The organism is Pseudomonas sp. V98_8, from assembly GCF_029967975.1.
Taxonomy (GTDB): domain Bacteria; phylum Pseudomonadota; class Gammaproteobacteria; order Pseudomonadales; family Pseudomonadaceae; genus Aquipseudomonas; species Aquipseudomonas umsongensis.
The window spans coordinates 100,005-116,996 of record NZ_JASCAE010000044.1; the positions used below are offsets into that span (position 1 = coordinate 100,005).

At 61.7% G+C, this 16,992-nt stretch carries 13 protein-coding genes and 1 tRNA gene; 5 read left to right on the forward strand and 9 right to left on the reverse strand.

Annotated elements, in window-relative coordinates:
• Positions 1-178: 178 nt before the first annotated feature.
• Complete coding sequence (yghU, locus tag QLG10_RS13995; RefSeq protein WP_282487552.1) at positions 179-1,018, forward strand: glutathione-dependent disulfide-bond oxidoreductase; 840 nt, start codon at positions 179-181, stop codon at positions 1,016-1,018.
• 96 nt (positions 1,019-1,114) lie between these two features.
• Here yghU and sulP read toward each other — a convergent pair whose 3' ends face one another.
• The 3 genes from sulP to QLG10_RS14010 are packed head-to-tail and all read right to left on the reverse strand — an operon-like array spanning position 1,115 to position 4,464.
• The gene (gene sulP / locus QLG10_RS14000) at positions 1,115-2,875 is read right to left on the reverse strand and encodes a sulfate permease (RefSeq protein ID WP_282487553.1); all 1,761 of its coding nucleotides are present in this window, start codon (positions 2,873-2,875) and stop codon (positions 1,115-1,117) included.
• Positions 2,876-2,922: 47 nt separating this feature from the next.
• Positions 2,923-3,744, reverse strand: a complete 822-nt coding sequence (gene ppk2 / locus QLG10_RS14005) for a polyphosphate kinase 2 (protein WP_110754883.1) — start codon at positions 3,742-3,744, stop codon at positions 2,923-2,925.
• 57 nt (positions 3,745-3,801) lie between these two features.
• Positions 3,802-4,464, reverse strand: a complete 663-nt coding sequence (locus tag QLG10_RS14010) for a VIT1/CCC1 transporter family protein (protein WP_248677433.1) — start codon at positions 4,462-4,464, stop codon at positions 3,802-3,804.
• 205 nt (positions 4,465-4,669) lie between these two features.
• On the opposite strand from QLG10_RS14010, the gene QLG10_RS14015 reads away from it, so the two are divergent.
• Positions 4,670-5,944 carry a flavohemoglobin expression-modulating QEGLA motif protein gene (locus tag QLG10_RS14015; RefSeq protein ID WP_179053765.1) on the forward strand — a complete coding sequence of 425 codons (1,275 nt, stop codon included), beginning with the start codon at positions 4,670-4,672 and terminating at the stop codon, positions 5,942-5,944.
• A 661-nt stretch (positions 5,945-6,605) separates the two neighbouring features.
• Here the strand turns inward: QLG10_RS14015 and QLG10_RS14020 are convergent.
• Positions 6,606-7,823, reverse strand: coding sequence for a DUF3422 domain-containing protein (locus QLG10_RS14020; protein ID WP_282487554.1), 1,218 nt, complete (start codon positions 7,821-7,823; stop codon positions 6,606-6,608).
• A 373-nt stretch (positions 7,824-8,196) separates the two neighbouring features.
• On the opposite strand from QLG10_RS14020, the gene QLG10_RS14025 reads away from it, so the two are divergent.
• The 3 genes from QLG10_RS14025 (at position 8,197) to QLG10_RS14035 (ending at position 11,117) form a co-directional block, all read left to right on the forward strand.
• Positions 8,197-9,774 carry a sensor domain-containing diguanylate cyclase gene (locus QLG10_RS14025; RefSeq protein WP_110754886.1) on the forward strand — a complete coding sequence of 526 codons (1,578 nt, stop codon included), beginning with the start codon at positions 8,197-8,199 and terminating at the stop codon, positions 9,772-9,774.
• A 144-nt stretch (positions 9,775-9,918) separates the two neighbouring features.
• Complete coding sequence (locus QLG10_RS14030) at positions 9,919-10,362, forward strand: hypothetical protein (protein ID WP_110754887.1); 444 nt, start codon at positions 9,919-9,921, stop codon at positions 10,360-10,362.
• Positions 10,363-10,532: 170 nt separating this feature from the next.
• Entirely contained in the window at positions 10,533-11,117 is a 585-nt protein-coding gene (locus tag QLG10_RS14035; protein WP_110754888.1) for a hypothetical protein, read from the forward strand.
• Positions 11,118-11,176: 59 nt separating this feature from the next.
• On the opposite strand, the gene QLG10_RS14040 is transcribed toward QLG10_RS14035, so the two are convergent.
• From QLG10_RS14040 to fdhE, 5 genes are all read right to left on the reverse strand, one after another.
• Positions 11,177-12,265 (reverse strand): AI-2E family transporter, encoded by a 1,089-nt coding sequence (locus QLG10_RS14040; protein ID WP_248677430.1) that lies wholly within the window; start codon positions 12,263-12,265, stop codon positions 11,177-11,179.
• Positions 12,266-12,571: 306 nt separating this feature from the next.
• Positions 12,572-12,667: transfer RNA gene (locus QLG10_RS14045), tRNA-Sec, on the reverse strand.
• 17 nt (positions 12,668-12,684) lie between these two features.
• On the reverse strand, positions 12,685-14,592 hold the full coding sequence (selB, locus tag QLG10_RS14050; RefSeq protein ID WP_282487555.1) for a selenocysteine-specific translation elongation factor: 1,908 nt from the start codon (positions 14,590-14,592) through the stop codon (positions 12,685-12,687).
• Positions 14,589-16,019: an L-seryl-tRNA(Sec) selenium transferase gene (selA, locus tag QLG10_RS14055; RefSeq protein ID WP_282487556.1), complete on the reverse strand. Its 1,431-nt coding sequence runs from the start codon at positions 16,017-16,019 to the stop codon at positions 14,589-14,591. Before selA ends, selB begins: the two co-directional genes overlap by 4 nt.
• Before the next feature lie 45 nt (positions 16,020-16,064).
• Positions 16,065-16,991, reverse strand: coding sequence for a formate dehydrogenase accessory protein FdhE (fdhE, locus tag QLG10_RS14060; RefSeq protein WP_282487557.1), 927 nt, complete (start codon positions 16,989-16,991; stop codon positions 16,065-16,067).
• Between the last annotated feature and the right edge of the window lies 1 nt (position 16,992).

Consider the following 16,992-nt stretch of genomic DNA (forward strand, 5'->3'; position numbering starts at 1 on the left):
TCTTCTCCTGATTCGCCTTCGTGAAAGTTCCTGCCCAGGGAACACCGAACCAGATGCATTCCCTGAACCCTGGTCGAATGGACCTCTGCGAAATCGACAGCAGTTGCTCGAAGCGCCCCGGCGACATACTGTTTTACCCCCGGTCAACGTCATCACAACGAACTATGGGGTCTATCACGTGAGCAAAACGTCTTATGTTCCGCCCAAGGTCTGGAAAAACAATGCGCCCTCTGGCGGCGAGTTTGCCAATATCAACCGCCCTGTTGCAGGCGCCACCCATGACAGGACACTGCCGACAGGCAAGCATCCGTTGCAACTGTATTCGCTGGCGACGCCCAATGGCGTAAAAGTGACGATCATGCTCGAGGAGCTATTGGCACTTGGGCATACTGGCGCCGAATACGACGCCTGGCTGATCCGCATCAGCGAGGGCGAACAGTTTTCCAGTGGCTTTGTCGAGATCAACCCGAACTCGAAGATCCCGGCGCTGCTGGATCGCAGCGTCGAGCCGCCGCTGCGCGTGTTCGAATCCGGTTCGATCCTGCTCTACCTGGCGGAAAAGTTCGGCGCCTTCCTGCCCACCGATCTCGCGGGACGCACCGAAACCCTGAACTGGCTGTTCTGGCAAATGGGTTCGGCACCCTACCTGGGCGGCGGCTTCGGGCACTTCTACGCCTACGCACCGGAGAAGCTCGAATACCCGATCAACCGCTTCACGATGGAGACCAAGCGGCAGCTGGATGTCCTCGACCGTCGACTTGCGCAAAGCCCCTACCTGGCCGGTGACCGCTACACCATCGCCGACATCGCGGTCTGGCCCTGGTACGGCCAGTTGGTGCGCAACAACGTGTATTCGGCTGCCGAATTTCTATCGGCCCACCAATACACCCACGTGCAAAGATGGGCGCAAGAAATCGCCAATCGACCGGCGGTCATCCGCGGCCAGCGCGTCAACCGGACGTGGGGGGATGAGGCGAGCCAGGTGCCTGAACGGCATCAGGCTGCTGATCTGGGCTGATCTGGGCTGATCTGGGCTGACGGACGGCAAACGTCCGGCGTTTACAGCGCCGGGCGACAAGCGCGGCGCCCGTTACCTGCCTTTCCAGCCCGCCAGCTATTGCTCGGGGTGCATCATGAGATAGTTGTCGACTGCATCCCCTACCGTGGGGAAAAACGCCGATTCGCCAAACCTTGCGAAAAGACCGAAGCGCTTGAGTTTGTCCTTGACCGGGTCTTTCATTTCCGCCACGCACAACTTGATGCCCGCCGCGTGCAGGGTGTCGTCGAGCTCTGCCAACATGTCGGCCGAGGTCACGTCGACACTGGTGACCGGCTCCGCCGCCACGACCAACCAGCGCACCGGTGTGGGCGAGGCCGCCACGGCGTTCAGCACGCGTTCGTTGAACAGTTCGGCGTTGGCGAAAAACAATGGCGCATCCCATCGAAACAGGACCAGACCGGGGATCAGGTGCGCGTTCGGATAACGCTGGATGTCGTGATAGCCCTTGACCCCCTCGGCTTGCCCCAGCACTGCGGAGTACGGCCGCCAGCCATCCCACAGGAACTCGATAACGGCGATCACGATAGCCAGGGCGATACCCTCGATCGCCCCGAACACGGCGACGCCAATGGTGCAGGCGATCGACAGCCAGAACTCCCAGCGCTGGATACGATAGATGCGTCGCAGGTCGGTAACTTCGATCAAGCCAATGGCCGAGGCGATCACCACGGCTGCCAGTGCGCTGTTGGGCAGGTTTTCCAGCAGGTTCGGCGCCACCATCAACAGCACGGCCACCGCCAGTGCGCCGACCACGCCGGTCAACTGGGTCTTGGCGCCGGCGGCTTCGGCCACGGGCGTGCGTGAAGAACTGCTGCTGATGGGAAAACCCTGGAAAAACCCCGCCGCCAGATTGGCAAAACCGAGTCCCGCCATCTCCTGGTTCGGGTTGACATAGGTACGGGTGCGCGCCGCGTAGACCCGCGAGAGCACGCTGGTGTCGGCAAACGAGACAAGGGCGACGGCGCAACCGCCGATAATCACCGGGACCAGGTCGTCGCGGGTGATCCAGGGGATCGCGAACGCTGGTAAACCTTGGGGAAGCGCACCGAGGACCGCCACACCTGCGCCCTTGGCCAGGCCCAGCACACCCACGGCGATGGTCGCGCCTGCCACGGCGATGAGGATGCCCGGGATCCGCTTGTGTCCTTTGAGCAGCAGGATTACCGCCAGGGTGGCGGCTCCTACCATGAAGGTGGTCCAGTTGGTCTTGCCATCCATTATCCCGCTGGCGATGGCCCACAGGTTTCGGAACGGACCGTCTGACTCGATCGAAAAGCCGAAAAGTTTCGGCAATTGACTGATCAATACCGTCACGGCGATCCCGTTCATATAGCCGTAGCGGATCGGCTTGGACAACAGCTCGGTAATGAACCCCAGGCGCGCGATGCCGGCCAGGATGCACACGGCGCCCGACACGATCGCCATCATGCTCGCCAGGGCAACGGCGCGATGAGGGTCGCCGCCCGACAGTGGCACGACGACCGCAAGGATCACGGCCGCCAGCGAGGAATCCGGCCCCAGCACCAGGATCCGGCTGGGGCCGAACAGTGCATAAGCGATGAGCGGAACGATGGTCGCGTACAGGCCATAGATGCCGGGCACGCCTGACGCCACGGCGTAGGCGATGCCGACGGGCACCAGCATGGTGGTGAGCACCAGGCCGGCCATGATGTCGTGGCGCAACCAGGCCATCTGGTACTTGCGCAGCGTAACAAGCCCGGGGAGCCAACGGCTCCAGCCGTTGCCGTCGCCGCTATCGCGAGGTGCAATCCGACCGGGTTCCGGGGTGGGCGGCGAAGTATCCGATTGGCTCATGGGTCTATGGCCTTTAGTGTCCGGCATAGCGCCGCGGCAGGTGCCCCTCAGAATTTTTCAGGAATTCGCCGCAGCGGATAATCCGGTTCGCGATAACCGCCAGGCTTCTGCCGCTTGGGTAGCACCACCTTCTCGCGTGCGACGTCCTCATAGGGAACACGGCTGAGCAAATCAGAAATGATGTTCAGGCGCGCGCGGCGCTTGTCGTTGGAGTTGGCGACCAACCAGGGGGCGTGCTCGGTATCGGTCGCCTGGAACATGTCGTCACGCGCCCGCGAGTAGTCATACCAGCGGCTGTAGGATTTGAGATCCATGGGGGTGAGCTTCCAGATTTTGCGCCCATCCTTGATACGCTCTTCCAGCCGACGGGTCTGTTCCTCAGGACTGACTTCCAGCCAATACTTAAGCAAAATAATGCCTGAATCGACAATCGCCCGCTCCACGTTGGGCACCGTTTTCAGAAACCCGTCAACCTGCTCCTTAGTGCAGAACCCCATCACCCGCTCCACGCCCGCACGGTTGTACCAACTGCGATCGAAGATCACCACCTCGCCGGCCGCAGGCAGGTGCGGCAGGTAGCGCTGGACATACATCTGGCTTTTTTCCCGATCAGTCGGTGCTGGCAGCGCCACCACGCGAAACACCCGCGGGCTCACACGCTCGGTCAGTGCCTTGATGGTCCCGCCCTTGCCGGCGCCGTCGCGCCCCTCGAAGACAATGCAGATCTTGATGCCCTTGGCCTTTACCCATTCCTGCAATTTGACCAACTCGACATGCAGCAGGCGCAGTTGCTCAAGGTAATCGCTGTTCTTCAGCTTCAGGCTTTTTGCGGGATAACCCTTAGCGGCTTTCTTTTTGTCCTTTGCCATGACCAAGACCTCAGGAAAACAGGTTGTCTATAGGTAAGCAGTGTGATTGCTGGCTGCTCAGCCACCGAGTGCAATGATCGCGACGATCAGCACGGCACCGGTGACCGCCATCGCAACGCCGCCAACCCAAGGTTTTGCGCCGGCATAGCGCGCCAGTATCCAACCGGCGAGGAACAGCACCACCAGCCCGACCAGGTTGGACAGGCGAACGGCAAGCGCTGTCTGGTCGAGCAACAGAAACGGCACCACAAGGGGAAATGTCGATGCCACCACCAACAGGAACACCCCGATCGCGCCCCAGATGTCGTCCCAGGTAAGGCGCGGCTGCACCGAGGTGTTGGCAAATTTGACCAGGCGCAGACGCAGCGACTCCAGCTCTTCGGGGCCGGCCGCCGCGACCAGGCGCGGTGGCAGTGCATCGGCAATCAGCGCTTGCCCGGTTGCCGCATCCGCTGCGCCGCTCAGGGCGGTAAACAGCGTACGTTTGCGCGTGCGCTCGATCAGGCTGCGCAGTAAATACATTACTGCGTCGGCGAGGCCCCAGGCCAGGTTGCACCCCAACGCTGCGAACATCATCGTGCGTTCCGCTTCCTGGCCAGATGTCGCCACGCTGATGGTTCCGGTAAAGGTCATTGCCATGAGCAGGCCAAAGATCACTTCCGTCACGCGATCGACCGGATCAAGTACCCGTGCCCGCTTTTGCTCTGCTGTGCCTTGCATGCAGTCATCCTCGCACGGCCGCGTCTACGTGGGGCCCTTTGAGGCAGGCCGAGGCAGCGGTCTTTTATCACTGGGCGGTTTCAACAAATTTTCAGTGTAGTTTGAAAAGCGTGTTTCGCTGGCGATTCAGACTGCACCGTCGCACCGCGACGCCTCGGCACCGACTAAGCTTTACCGTTGAACCTGATTGCCCATGGAGATGTGCATGAGCAGCGCTCCCCTGTCCGAACTCGATGCCGCCCTGCCCGGTCTGGTGCGCAAGATCCGCGTGCTGGATGCCCTTGCCTGGCCGGAGGGGGTCGAGGAAGATTTCCTGGCCCGTTGGCGCGCGGGACAAGCGCAACTGCCCAGGGTCGAGTTGCGCCCGCGTGATCACGGCGCCGACATTCGTGCGCTCGAAGCCTTTATCGGCCGCTGCGATGAGGGTCATCCAGCTGGGCGCCACCTGGCCATGACCGCGCGCAGCTATGCCACGGCCGGGCACATGCTCGGTGCCATAGGCACGCCCGCCTTTACCCAGTATTCGTCAGCCTTGTATCGACGTCCGGACTTCTACTATCCGAGCCTGAACCTGAGCATGCTGGACGCGGCCCACTTCTTCCTCAAGACCACCGACGCCCTTCTGGGCGGAGCGCGGATTCCTCCAAGCCCCGCTGAGATCCCGGCCGAAGCCTTCGCCGCCTGGATGCAACCGGAACTGGATCGTTTCTTCGGCCCGGGCCGGATCACGGTGGTGCTCGACCCGACCCTGGCCGCCAAGGCCATCGCCGGGGCGAGCCGTATTCGCCTGCGGGCCAGTGCGCTGTTTTCGCAACTGGACAAGAACCAGCTATTGCAGCACGAGGCTTTCGTGCATGTCGCGACGGCGCAGAACGGCGCGCTGCAATCGAACCTCAAGAGTCTTGGCTTGGGCGCGCCGCGTACCACCCAGACCCAGGAAGGTATCGCCACCCTCGCCGAGCTGTTCACCGGCAGCATGGACATCAACCGCCTGCGTCGCCTCGCCTTGCGTGTGCTCGCGGTGCAACAGGCGCTCGATGGCGCCGATTTCATCCAGGTGTTCGAAGGTTTTCTCGCTGCCGGCCAGACCCAGGAGGAATCCTTCCGCTCGACCCAGCGGGTGTTTCGCGGCGCAAGTCTGCACGGCGGTTCGGCGTTCACCAAGGATGCGGCGTACCTGACCGGTTTGCTTGGCGTGCACACCCTGCTGCGCATCGCAATCCGCGACAACCGACCGGAACTGGTCGGCTATCTGTTCGCCGGGCGCCTGAGCCTGGGGGACACCGTGCGCCTGGCCCCGCTCTTCGAGTCCGGCTGGCTCCAGGGGCCAGTCCATCTGCCGGCCTGGGCCTCCGATCTACGGTTGCTCGCCGCCAACCTCGCCTTCTCTGCTTTCATCTCGCGGATCAAGCTGGATGTGCTGGACCTGGACGTGCTCATGGCCTTCGCCGATGCGCATGAAGCCGATGCCAGTGCCTAGGAAGGCAGGACCTGTAGGAGCGAGCATGCTCGCGAGAAACCTGAGGGCACTGCGGGGTATCAGACTCCCCACGTCATCGTAATTGAGCCGTGCGCAACGGTGATGCGGGGGCGTCACAGAAAGCCCTGTGTGAAATTGGTTGCCTGCGTACATATCCATTGCTGCGGTAACGGCCACTTATGGTTTCGCCCTTACGGCGACTCCCTTTTTCAAACGCCAAAAAGGAAGCAAAAGGCTTTTCCCCACCACTCGGTGCCTCGCTTAGGCTCGGCATGCCAGAACGAAGGCATTGCTCCGTGGGTCGCCGCGATGGGCCATCCCTGGCCCAGCGCGGCTAAACCGGCGTCCTGCCGGTTTACCCACTGCGCAATGCCTGCGTTCGGCCATCGTGGTTAACGGGGCGCTCGCGATCAACAGCAAAGCGAGGCGGCCTTAAAGCCGACCTGACTGTTACGGGTGAACCTGGATCCCCATGTAGGAGCGAGCATGCTCCGGGCGGCGTTCCGACGATGGTCGTTAACGATGACGCTGGGCACCTGATACCCCGCGGCGCTCTCAGGTTTTTCGCGAGCATGCTCGCTCCTACAGTAAGGGCGAAACCTTAGTGGCCGTTGCCGCGTAAATGGATATACATTGAAAACCGAGCATACGCGTCATTGCCTCAATGCTCTTTGACTTTCCTGATATGCAGGATGATCCAGACAAGAATCCCGATCGCAAGGGGCGCCATGGCCAACATGGCCTCGCGCGGGGTCAGCGCCACGCCGAGCAGGTGCAGCCCCGAGTAACCCAGCTTGAGCAGGCTCAGCAGGTAGTAGCTGATGGCAATGATCGAAAGACCTTCCACTGCTCGCTGGATCTTGATCTGGGCATCGGCGCGGGCGTTCAGGCTGTTGAGAATTTCCGAGTTCTGCTCTTCCATCTCCACCTGGACCCGTGCCTGCAACAGGTCGCCCAGATTGGCCACGCTTTCAGCCAGATGCTCGAGTCGCTGCTCGGTAGCCGTGCAATACCTGACGGTGGGTTTGAAGCGACGCTCGATAAACACGCCAAGGCGCTGGCAATCACCGACATGACTTTCTCGCAGTTCACCCAGGCGTTCGAACACCAATTGCGCATAGGCCTGGGTGGCACTGAAGCGGTGGCGCGTTTTCGCCGTCGTGCTGACCACCTGGGCAGAAAGGTTGGAGATATCCGCCAGCAGGGCTTTGGCATGACTGCCGGCAGGGTCTGCATTGCGTTCGGAGAGGGTGACCAGGGTCTTGTCGAACACATCGAGCTGGGCGCTCAAGTCCTTGGCCATGGTCAAGGACAACGAGGCCATCATCCGGTAAGTCTCGATTTCCAGGAGGCGGCGAATCATCCGCCCCTGGCGGTAGGCATTCAGGCGCCGGTTGATGAATAACAAGTGGTTACTGCCATCCTCGCTGATCCGGAAATCACTCCAGACCACGGCATCGCCTCCCCCCACGCAGGAACCGCACGGGTCCTTGAAACCGTAGCGCGAGAGTTCCAGCTGCGCTTCACCACGCACAACGATCTGTACCGAATTGATCAGGGTCGGCAAATACGCCTGGATTTTTCGCGCCAGTACAACGGGCAGCGCCGTCCAGGACAACTCATCGCCCGAGGACGTGACCACCAGGGTCAAGGTGAAAAACTCGGTATGACGCTCCCACTTCAGCGCGTGGCCATCAAGCTGGGTAATGCCTTGGGCAGCCTTGAGATCGAGGGAGGCAAGGCAGCAGTCTTGAAGAAAGGTATTGCACACCTGCTCGCTGCCGAGGAAAGCCAGGTGAAACACATGGGCCGGCTCATCGAAATACAGTGACGGGCGTGCGTGCAGTTCGTTGTGCAGGCTTTGTCGTAACGGGTGCATAGGGTGTGGCCATCTTGGAGTTGTTTTTGGCGCCTGCGATAAATGCCTGGGCTTACAGGGCGTTATCGACTGCTATTGTCAGTGGGACAGGCCGACGCCCGCACGAGTCACCGATTTTCGCGCGTTCTGTGCGAGCGGGTTGCGGAACGCAAGTGCGCACCAAGATGTCTTTTGTACTAGACACCAAGGTGTCGCAACCCCTTTAGATTCAGAGGTGGTCTTGATGAACAATATTATCTACATCGTCGGTGCCGTCGTGATCGTCCTGGTGATTCTGTCATTTGTCGGTCTTGTCTAGTCCAGGTCCTTCGGCGTATCTGAGCAGGCTGAAGATGGCGTGCGGCGTGGAGACCGCTCGCGAAAGGAGATGTTGATGCCCGGAAGCAAGCAGCCGCCCATGGTTGAGGGCGATGACGGACCTGTTTTTGTAAGAAACGTGCGCGCTGGCGCTGTCTTCCGGCTCACCGTGAGTTTCATGCTGGTGGTGGTCCTGGCGTTCATCGCTGTCGAGGGTTGGCGAATGTGGCGCGATTACCGGTCAACCTTCGACTCTGCCCGCGATTCGGTGACGAACCTGGCGCGCGCTACTGCGCAGCACGCCGAAGATGCCATTCGGCAAGTGGATGTACTGACCGGCACCCTCGGTGAACGGGTGGAAGGCGACGGACTACAGAACATCAATGTCCCGCGCATTCATAAGCTGTTGGCCCAGCAATCGAAAATCATGCCGCAACTGCACGGCCTGTTCATCTACGGCGCGGACGGCCAATGGATCGTCACCGATAAGGAAACCACGCCGGAACCCGCCAACAACGCCGACCGCGATTACTTCCAGTATCACCGCACGCACGAGGATAAGAACGTGCGCATCGGCGAGGTGGTGAAGAGCAGATCCACCAACGACTTGATCATCCCCATCTCTCGTCGCTTGAACAATCTGGATGGAAGCTTCGCCGGCGTGCTTCTTGGAACGATCAAGGTCAGCTACTTCGTCGACTACTACGGCGACTTCAAGATCGATGACAAGGGTGCATTGGTGCTGGCCATGCGCAACGGGACCATCCTGGTACGGCGTCCCTTCATTGAATCCGTGGTGGGTAAGAGCCTGGCGGACAGCGAGATTTTCAAGCGTTATCTTCCCAATGCCAGCCAAGGCATCGCCGAAGTCAAGGCCGTCGTGGACGACACCGAACGCCTGTACGGCTACCGCGCATTGACCACCTATCCCCTGGTGGTGGAAGCCGGACTTTCCCGTGACTCCATCATCGCCCCCTGGCGCCGTGATCTACTGAAAACCGGGTGGGTGCTGGTGGTTCTGATCGGGGTACTCGCGGTGTTCGGACTCATCGTCTTGAGTCAGTTGCGCCAGAGAATGGTGACGGAAAGAAAATTGCGCCGTGCACACCAGGCCATGCGCGACATGGCGCTGACCGACAGCCTGACGGGCCTGGGCAATCGCAGACGCCTGGATACTGCGTTGCCAGAGCAGATTCGCCTGGCTGCGCGCCAAGGGTCCACGCTTTCATTGATCATGCTCGATGTCGATTACTTCAAGCGCTACAACGACAGCTATGGGCACGCTGCCGGCGATGATTGCCTGGGCGCCGTAGGGACGGCGATCCAGCAGGCGGTCAAGCGACCGGGGGATCTGGCCGTCAGATACGGTGGAGAGGAGTTCACGGTGCTGCTTCCCAACACCGATAGCGCTGGCGCAGCACAGGTTGCCGAAGAAATTCTGCAAGCCATTCGAGCACTGCACATAGAGCATTGTGCGCATCCCCTGGGAAAGGTCACGGCCAGCGCGGGGATCACCACTGCCCGCCCGAGTTTTGAAAGCGTGACGCCGGCCAGCTTGATCAAAGCCGCTGATGCCCTGCTCTATGTGGCAAAACAACAAGGACGAAATCGTTGGTGCTGCGCCAACGAGCCGAGCGCAAGTCAGCCACTGTAAGCACCCGCTTTGTCCTCAAAATCCTGTACAACAAACTGGAGGGACCTTGAGTCTCACCCAGTCTGCTACGCTTTTCATTCTCCGGATGGATTCGGGCAATCATTGCCAAAAGGCTGTTTCGCCGGCCACTCGAGGGGATGGAATGTGAAAGGCCAATTACTGGGGGTCGCTGCAACGATCATCATCATCGGTTCTACTGTCTATGGATTTAACAACTGGAAAGCGCAGCAGAGTCAGCGCCAGGAAGCGGTATGTGCGTTAGCGCGCCAGCACCTCAAGGATCTGGAAGTACAGGCTCGGGCACTGGCCGCCGGGTTGTCGGTCGAGGCTTATGCCGAGGCCGAAAAAGCCGAGGCTGGCAAACTGGTTTCGGCACTGGATACTGCAAAGAACGAAGCCGAGGTTGACGCGGTGATCGATCAGCACTCTGCCGCCATCGAAGCGCAGATCCATGCTGAAGACGCGGAGGTCAAGTCTCGGGGTGAGCAGAAGTTCCTCGGTCAGGAACGCAAGGAACAGCGCATCACCACCGACATGAAACAGGAAATCCAACGGGCCGAGAAGGCCGTCGCCGATGACTGTCAATAGTCTGGCCCGTGCATTTCCCTACACCTGCGAGAGCAAAATCTTGCAGTGTAGATTTTTTAAATGCGTATGCTTCTCAAAGTGACTAACGCGTTCTAGACTCCACTACTTGCAGGTTTATTCAAGCTCCGCGTCCCTGACATAACGCCAATAAAAACCAGGAAGATACAGCCTTGAAAACTTCAACTATCAGCGTTGTGGGGAGTCTGCTGGTCTCGGGCGCGGTTTCGGCTACAGGAATTGCTCCTATCCTCGATCTGGATTTCACCAGAACAGCCATCGAAACCCTGAAAAAGCATGGGATCGACGACGCGTGCATCATTGCCGCCCCACACCCGGGAACGTTCACTTACTGCCGGGAAGGCTCTTCGACACTTTGGCAGTACCAGACCCTGGACCTGGTACAACAGGACAGGCTGCTCAATGAAGGAACACGGGCCTCGACCGAACATGGGCAAATCACTGTCGTGCAGGACGATAGCGCTGCCTGCGATATAGAACACCCGGTAGCGAAAGGTGAAACGACAACCTTTGCCGCCCTGGTCCTCAGCCTGGCAAGCCTGTTCCTGTTGATCGGTTTTCGCTATACCTATCTGGCAATCATGCAGGGACGCTATCAGCCGGTGGCCTATTCGGATCCGCGCCTGCAACGCTTGATCAGCCCCCTGACAGCGCACCCCTCGACCATCAAGGCACTGAGGTCCTTCGGAATCGCCGCCGCGTTGGCCCTGGTCTACTGCTGCTATCTCGGGTTCTGAACCAGGAACCCGCCAACGATCTGGCCGGTCCCTGAACGGTCGATCCCATGGATGATCCGCTACAGCCTTTCCTCCACCACCGGCGGCTCCCGTACCCACTGCCAGAACAGCTGGTAACCGACCGCCAGCACCACCGGGCCGATGAACAAGCCAAGGATGCCGCCGGTAACCATTCCGCCCAGGGCTCCGATCAATATCACCGGCATCGGCACGTCGACACCGCGCCCCAGCAACAAGGGCTTGAGCACGTTGTCCACCAGGCCCGCGACGAAGACGTAGATGGCAAAGACGATGGTCGCGGTGCTGGCGCCTTCGGTGGCGAAAACATAGGCAATGACGGGCACTGTGACCAGCGTTGCCGGCAACTGCATGATGCCCAGCAGAAACACCGCCAATGCCAGCAGCCCGGCACCGGGAACGCCCTTGAAGACAAATCCTAACCCTACCAGCAGCATCTGGATGAACGCGATACCCACCACCCCAAGCGCCACGGCGCGGATGGTTGCGGTACACAAGGTCGCTATCTGGGGGCCTCTTGCCGGTCCGCTGATTCGCGAGGCGATCTGTACCGATGCGCGGCTACCCGCTTCGCCGTAGGCCATGAAGATCCCGGCAATGATCAGCGCGAAGATAAACATCAGAAAACCCATGCCGACGCCAGCCAGCTTGCCCAGCAACGACAGGCTGAAACCTTTGATTTGCGGTATGTATTTCGCCGTCAGGCCAGGCAGGTCGGTGGCCGCCTGCAGCCACAGCGCCGACAATGGTTTGCCCACCAATGGCCATGTGGCGACGGAATCGGCGGGAGGCGGAATGCGGATACCTTCATCGCGGACCACGGTCATGGCGTTTTCGACCGAATCGGCAATCGAGGTGCCCAACAGGTAGATCGGCACCATGAGAATGACGATGGCCACCAGCACGATCAGCGTCGCAATGCGCCCGTCTTTTCGCCCCAGCGGGCCCCGGAGCCGTTCTTGCAACGGGTAAAGCGTGATCGCCAGGATGATTGACCACAGCATCAGGTCGCGAAACGGACGGAAAATTTCGAAGCAGAACAGCACCAGTACGACAATCAGTCCGGCGCGGATCAAGGTGTCGAGCAGCCCGCGGGACAAGACCTTCTCTGACAGCGGCATGGGTACCATGGATGTCTCCTGGCTAGTATTCGGTTAGCCCAGCATAGACGCTGATTTCATGGTTTGAGGGGTCAATGCGTTTCCTTGCAGGCGCCAGGCGTGTCGGCGAAAAACGATAATGCGGTGCAACAGATGTGATCGCTCGCATACGCCGTAAAGGAATGTCGCCAGGGACGCTCCGCGTTCCGCTGACAACGCAGGACGTGAGCCGTGCGCACTGGTGACGCGGAGCGTCACAGGATGCATTCCCACGCGGCGCGCGGGAACGATCAGGTACGCAGCACCGCTGGCTACTGCACCGATGTTCAAGGAAAATGGCGGAAGGTAGCCGGAGTCGAACCTGCCCGGGAACGGATGCCGTCCCCAACCGGGTTTGAAGCCCGGCCGCGCCACCGGGCGCGATTACCTTCCTTTAAACGAACCCCGGATCAATCTTTCGGCCTGCGTGCCAGGGCATTGTCCGGGCGGATCTGGCGTCGATCGCCCACGCGGCGGGTCAGGCCGAGTCGGTCGAAGTACTCAAGGATCTGGATACTGCGCTTGCGCCCCAGGCCCACCGCATCACGAAAGGCCGATACCTCGATGACCGGGTTGTCATCGGCCAGTTGCAACAGCATAGCCGCCAGGCGACGGATCATCGTGTCGGTGTAGAACAGATCACGCACCACCGGATGCAACAGGCCCAGGCGCGCCATTTTGCGCAGCAGTGCGCGCACAGTGGCTTCGTCGTATCCCAGGTCGCGCACCCACGGTGGGTTGAACCCTGCGGTATCGAACCGCGGCTGCAATTGCAGCCATAACGCTTGCTCCTCGTCGCTCAGGCGTACCTCATGCCCCGGCAGGTGCAGCCACGGCCCACTGGCCGCGATGCGTCCGGTGGCCAGCAATTGCTCGAGCAGGCTGATGAATACCGGGCGATCCAGGGCGCTGCTGGCGAATCGGCGCAGGCGATCGCGATCCGGGCCCATGTGGTCCGGTTCCTGTTCATGGAAGCGCGCCAGGTGCTGCTGCAATTGATCCTGCAATGCCTGCCACCGGCTGGCGCTAAACAAGACCGGCGCCTGGCGGGTTTCAATCAGGCGTATGTCGCCGGGCAGCACCCAGGTAGCGCGCGGGCGGTTGAACTGGCGTTCAAGCTGTTGTGGATCGAGCCCGCTGTCGCTGTTGGCCAGTAACGCCGGCAGCGCGTCTTCCAGGCGAGTGCTTGCGGCCAATGCCGTCAGCTGCGCCAATCGCTCGGGGCTACGACGGTGGCGGCTGGGCGCGAAGGGATCGAGAACCCTGCCGCCGCCGAGGGTGCGCTGAGCGCTCTGGTCACGCAGGATCAACCGGTCGCCCAGCACCGCTTGCACCGGCGCATTCACCAGCAGTTGCGCGAACATCCGTTGTCCCGGCGCCAGGCTGTCACCCTCCAGCAAGGCCACCCGCCCGGTGACGTCCCGTGTTCCCAGGTGCACGTGCACCGCTTCGAAGTGTTCGAAGGCACGCGGTTCAGCGGATAACAGCTGCAGGTCGATGTCCAGGCGCTGGGTCGGTGCGTGCAACCACGGCGCCGACAACCACTGGCCGCGGTGGATTTGTGACAACGCCAGGCGTTCGGCATTCAAGTTCAAGGCGACCCGCTGCCCGGCGACCGCCACGTTGGCCGCCTGATTCTGCGCGTGCAGGCCACGAACCCGCACGGTTTTGCCGAGGGGGCCGAGCACCAGGGAGTCGCCCACCGTAACCTGGCCGGACAGCGCGGTGCCGGTCACCACGATGCCCGCACCGGGGACACTGAACGCGCGATCGATGGCCAGGCGAAAACCGCCGTCCTGACTGCGCTGCAGCACTTCGGACTGGGCCTTGAGCAACGCTTGGCGCAGGCTCTGTACCCCCTCCAGGGTCACGCTCGACAACGCAATCAACTGCGCCTCGGCGTACGGGCCGGGCGCCAGCAATGTTGCAATCTGCTCGCGCACAGCCTGCACCCTGGACGGCTCGACCCGGTCGCATTTGGTGATCGCGACAATGGCGCGGGGAATACCCAGTAATTCGACAATGGCCAGGTGCTCCCGGGTCTGGGGCATCACGCCATCGTCGGCGGCCACCACCAGCAGCACCAGGTCGATGCCGTGGGCACCGGCGAGCATGTTATGGGTGAAGCGCTCATGCCCCGGCACATCGATAAAACCGGTCAGGGCCGCACCGGGCTCCAGCGCGGCGTAAAGATAGCCCAGGTCGATGGTCATGCCGCGTTCGCGCTCCTCGCGGCGCCGATCACCGGCCTGCCCGGTCAGTGCCTCGAGCAATGCCGTCTTGCCGTGGTCGATGTGCCCCGCCGTGCCGACGATCACCCTGCCCGGCCCTCCACCTGCAGTTGCTCAAGCTGCGCCAGCCACGCCCGTTCGTCATCCAGTTGGCGCACGTCGAGCCACAGCGCGTCGTCATCGATACGCCCCAGCACCGGTATCGGCAAGGCTCGAAGGGCTTGTTCCAGATTCAATAGCGCGCGCCCGCGCTGACGCTTGGAAGTATTGGCGCGCAGGCATAACGCGGCACTCGGCAAGCGTGCCACCGGCTGGCTGCCACTGCCGATCATCCCCAGCGCAGGCACCGCGCTGACACTCCAGCCCGCGCCCAACCGCGTGGCCAGCGACGGTTGCAGGCGCTCGGCCTGGGCCAGGATGTCGGTTTGCGCACGAGTTAGCAGGCGCAGGCTGGGCAGTCGCTCGGCCAGGCGGTCCGGGTTGCGGTACAGACCCAGCACCGCTTCGAGGGCGGCCAGGGTCAGTTTGTCGACCCGCAGCGCCCGTTTCAGCGGGTTCTTCTTGATCCGTGCAATCAGGTCCTTGCGGCCGACAATCAACCCGGCCTGGGGACCGCCGAGTAATTTGTCGCCGCTGAACGTGACGATGTCCGCGCCATCAAGCAGGGCCTGGCGCACCGTCGGTTCGGCCGGCAAGCCCCAGCGGGTCAGGTCCAGCAGGCTGCCGCTGCCAAGGTCTTCAAGCAGTGGCAAGCCATGTTGATGGGCCAGGCGCGCCAGCTCGACGGTCGGCACCCGGGTGGTGAACCCCTCGATGCTGTAGTTGCTCGCATGTACCCGCATGATCAAGCCGCTACGCGCGCCGATCGCGGCTTCATAGTCGCGGGCATGGGTGCGGTTGGTGGTGCCGACTTCAACCAGCTTGACCCCGGCGCGCGCCATGATGTCGGGGATGCGAAAGGCGCCGCCGATTTCGATCAGTTCGCCCCTGGAGATGATGCCTTCCTTGCGCGCACCCAGGCTGTTGAGGGTGAGCAGCACCGCGGCGGCATTGTTGTTGACCACGGTCACCGCTTCGGCACCGGTCAGCTCGCGGATCAGGTCCTCGATCAGATCGTCGCGGTCGCCGCGTTTACCGCTGTGCAGGTCGAACTCCAGGTTCAAAGGATAGCGCGCAGCCATTTGCACGGCGTCGATCGCTTCCTGCGGTAACAAGGCGCGCCCCAGATTGGTGTGCAGGACCGTGCCAGTGAGGTTGAACACCCGACGCACCTGACTGCGATGCTGGCTGGCCAGACGCTCGCCCGCCCTGCCCGCCAGTACTTGCGGGGTGAGTTCGACCGCGTCGAGTTGCCCTGCCAGGACCGGTTGGCGCAAATCGTCGAGCAACTGGCGCAGGCTGGCGAGCAAGGCGTCGCGCCCATAGCGTTCGGCCAGCGGCTGGCAGGCCGGATGGCGCAGCAGGCTGTCGATGGAAGGCAGTCGCAAGGCTTGGCGGGTGGATCTGGCAGACATCAGGCGCTCCGGCAAACGTTGACCGCCTGAGTGTAGACGTTCGCTTCAATCGCCCCCGGGTGCCAGCAGCAGGTTGGGCGCAGGGCGCGCAAACCCCTCCTGTTCCAGGCGCATGTCGAGCATCAGGCTGCTCAGGTCCGCGGACAGAGCTTCGCCCTCGGCGTCGCATTCCAGGTACAGCTGCTTCAGATAACTGCGACAACCGGGGCAGGTTTCGGCGCGTAACGGTGCCTTGTCCGCGGCGTGACGGTCGGTGTCGAGGCTGACGTATTGCAGGCCTTTGCTCTGCTCGCAATACACACACTTGACCCGCACTACATGCCATTCACAGGCACACAGCGAACACACCAGATAGCGCAAGCCGTTGTACTTGCCGCGATGGCGGATCACCCCAGCCATGGCCGGTGAGCCACACGCCGGGCACTGGTTAAGACTGTTGCAGGGTTTCAAGGTGAGATCGGGAGTACTCAGCAGCCAATGGCTCCACGCGACTTGCAACGCAGCCCCCAGAAATGGCACCAGCGCCGCCGGCAGCAAGGCGAACTGTCCGCTGACCAAGGCTATCGCCCACGCCTTGCGCTGCCCGACGTTGGCCTCACGCAAGGTTGCCACGGCGTTTTCCACCGCCGGTTGCGCCGGTGGCTGATAGCGCTGCAACAGCGCTTGCAGATACGCCAGCCACGCATCCTCGCGCACCAGGCTGTCGGCGGAGAACGGTGGCAGGCCGTGATCCAGGCACTGCCTGACGCGTTGCGGGTCCGGTTGTGCCGCCTCGGGTGGATCGTCCATCAGACGTTGCTGCACGTTGCACAACCCCGCCACCAGACGCAGGTAATCGGCCAACGGATGGCCGTCGGCAAGGCGCTCCAGGCGCGATGCACGCAAGGCAAACAGGTTCGGCGGTGGCAGGTGCAGAAACGGCGGCGATGTCGCCGCCGCTTCGATTTGTCCCGGCTCCAGGATCGTGGCCAAG

Coding starts and splice junctions, on each gene's coding strand:
- sulP (WP_282487553.1), bottom strand. CDS start 2,875: ATGAGCCAATCGGATACTTCGCCGCCCACCCCGGAACCCGGTCGGATT.
- ppk2 (WP_110754883.1), bottom strand. CDS start 3,744: ATGGCAAAGGACAAAAAGAAAGCCGCTAAGGGTTATCCCGCAAAAAGC.
- QLG10_RS14010 (WP_248677433.1), bottom strand. CDS start 4,464: ATGCAAGGCACAGCAGAGCAAAAGCGGGCACGGGTACTTGATCCGGTC.
- QLG10_RS14015 (WP_179053765.1), top strand. CDS start 4,670: ATGAGCAGCGCTCCCCTGTCCGAACTCGATGCCGCCCTGCCCGGTCTG.
- QLG10_RS14020 (WP_282487554.1), bottom strand. CDS start 7,823: ATGCACCCGTTACGACAAAGCCTGCACAACGAACTGCACGCACGCCCG.
- QLG10_RS14025 (WP_110754886.1), top strand. CDS start 8,197: ATGCCCGGAAGCAAGCAGCCGCCCATGGTTGAGGGCGATGACGGACCT.
- QLG10_RS14040 (WP_248677430.1), bottom strand. CDS start 12,265: ATGGTACCCATGCCGCTGTCAGAGAAGGTCTTGTCCCGCGGGCTGCTC.
- selA (WP_282487556.1), bottom strand. CDS start 16,019: ATGTCTGCCAGATCCACCCGCCAAGCCTTGCGACTGCCTTCCATCGAC.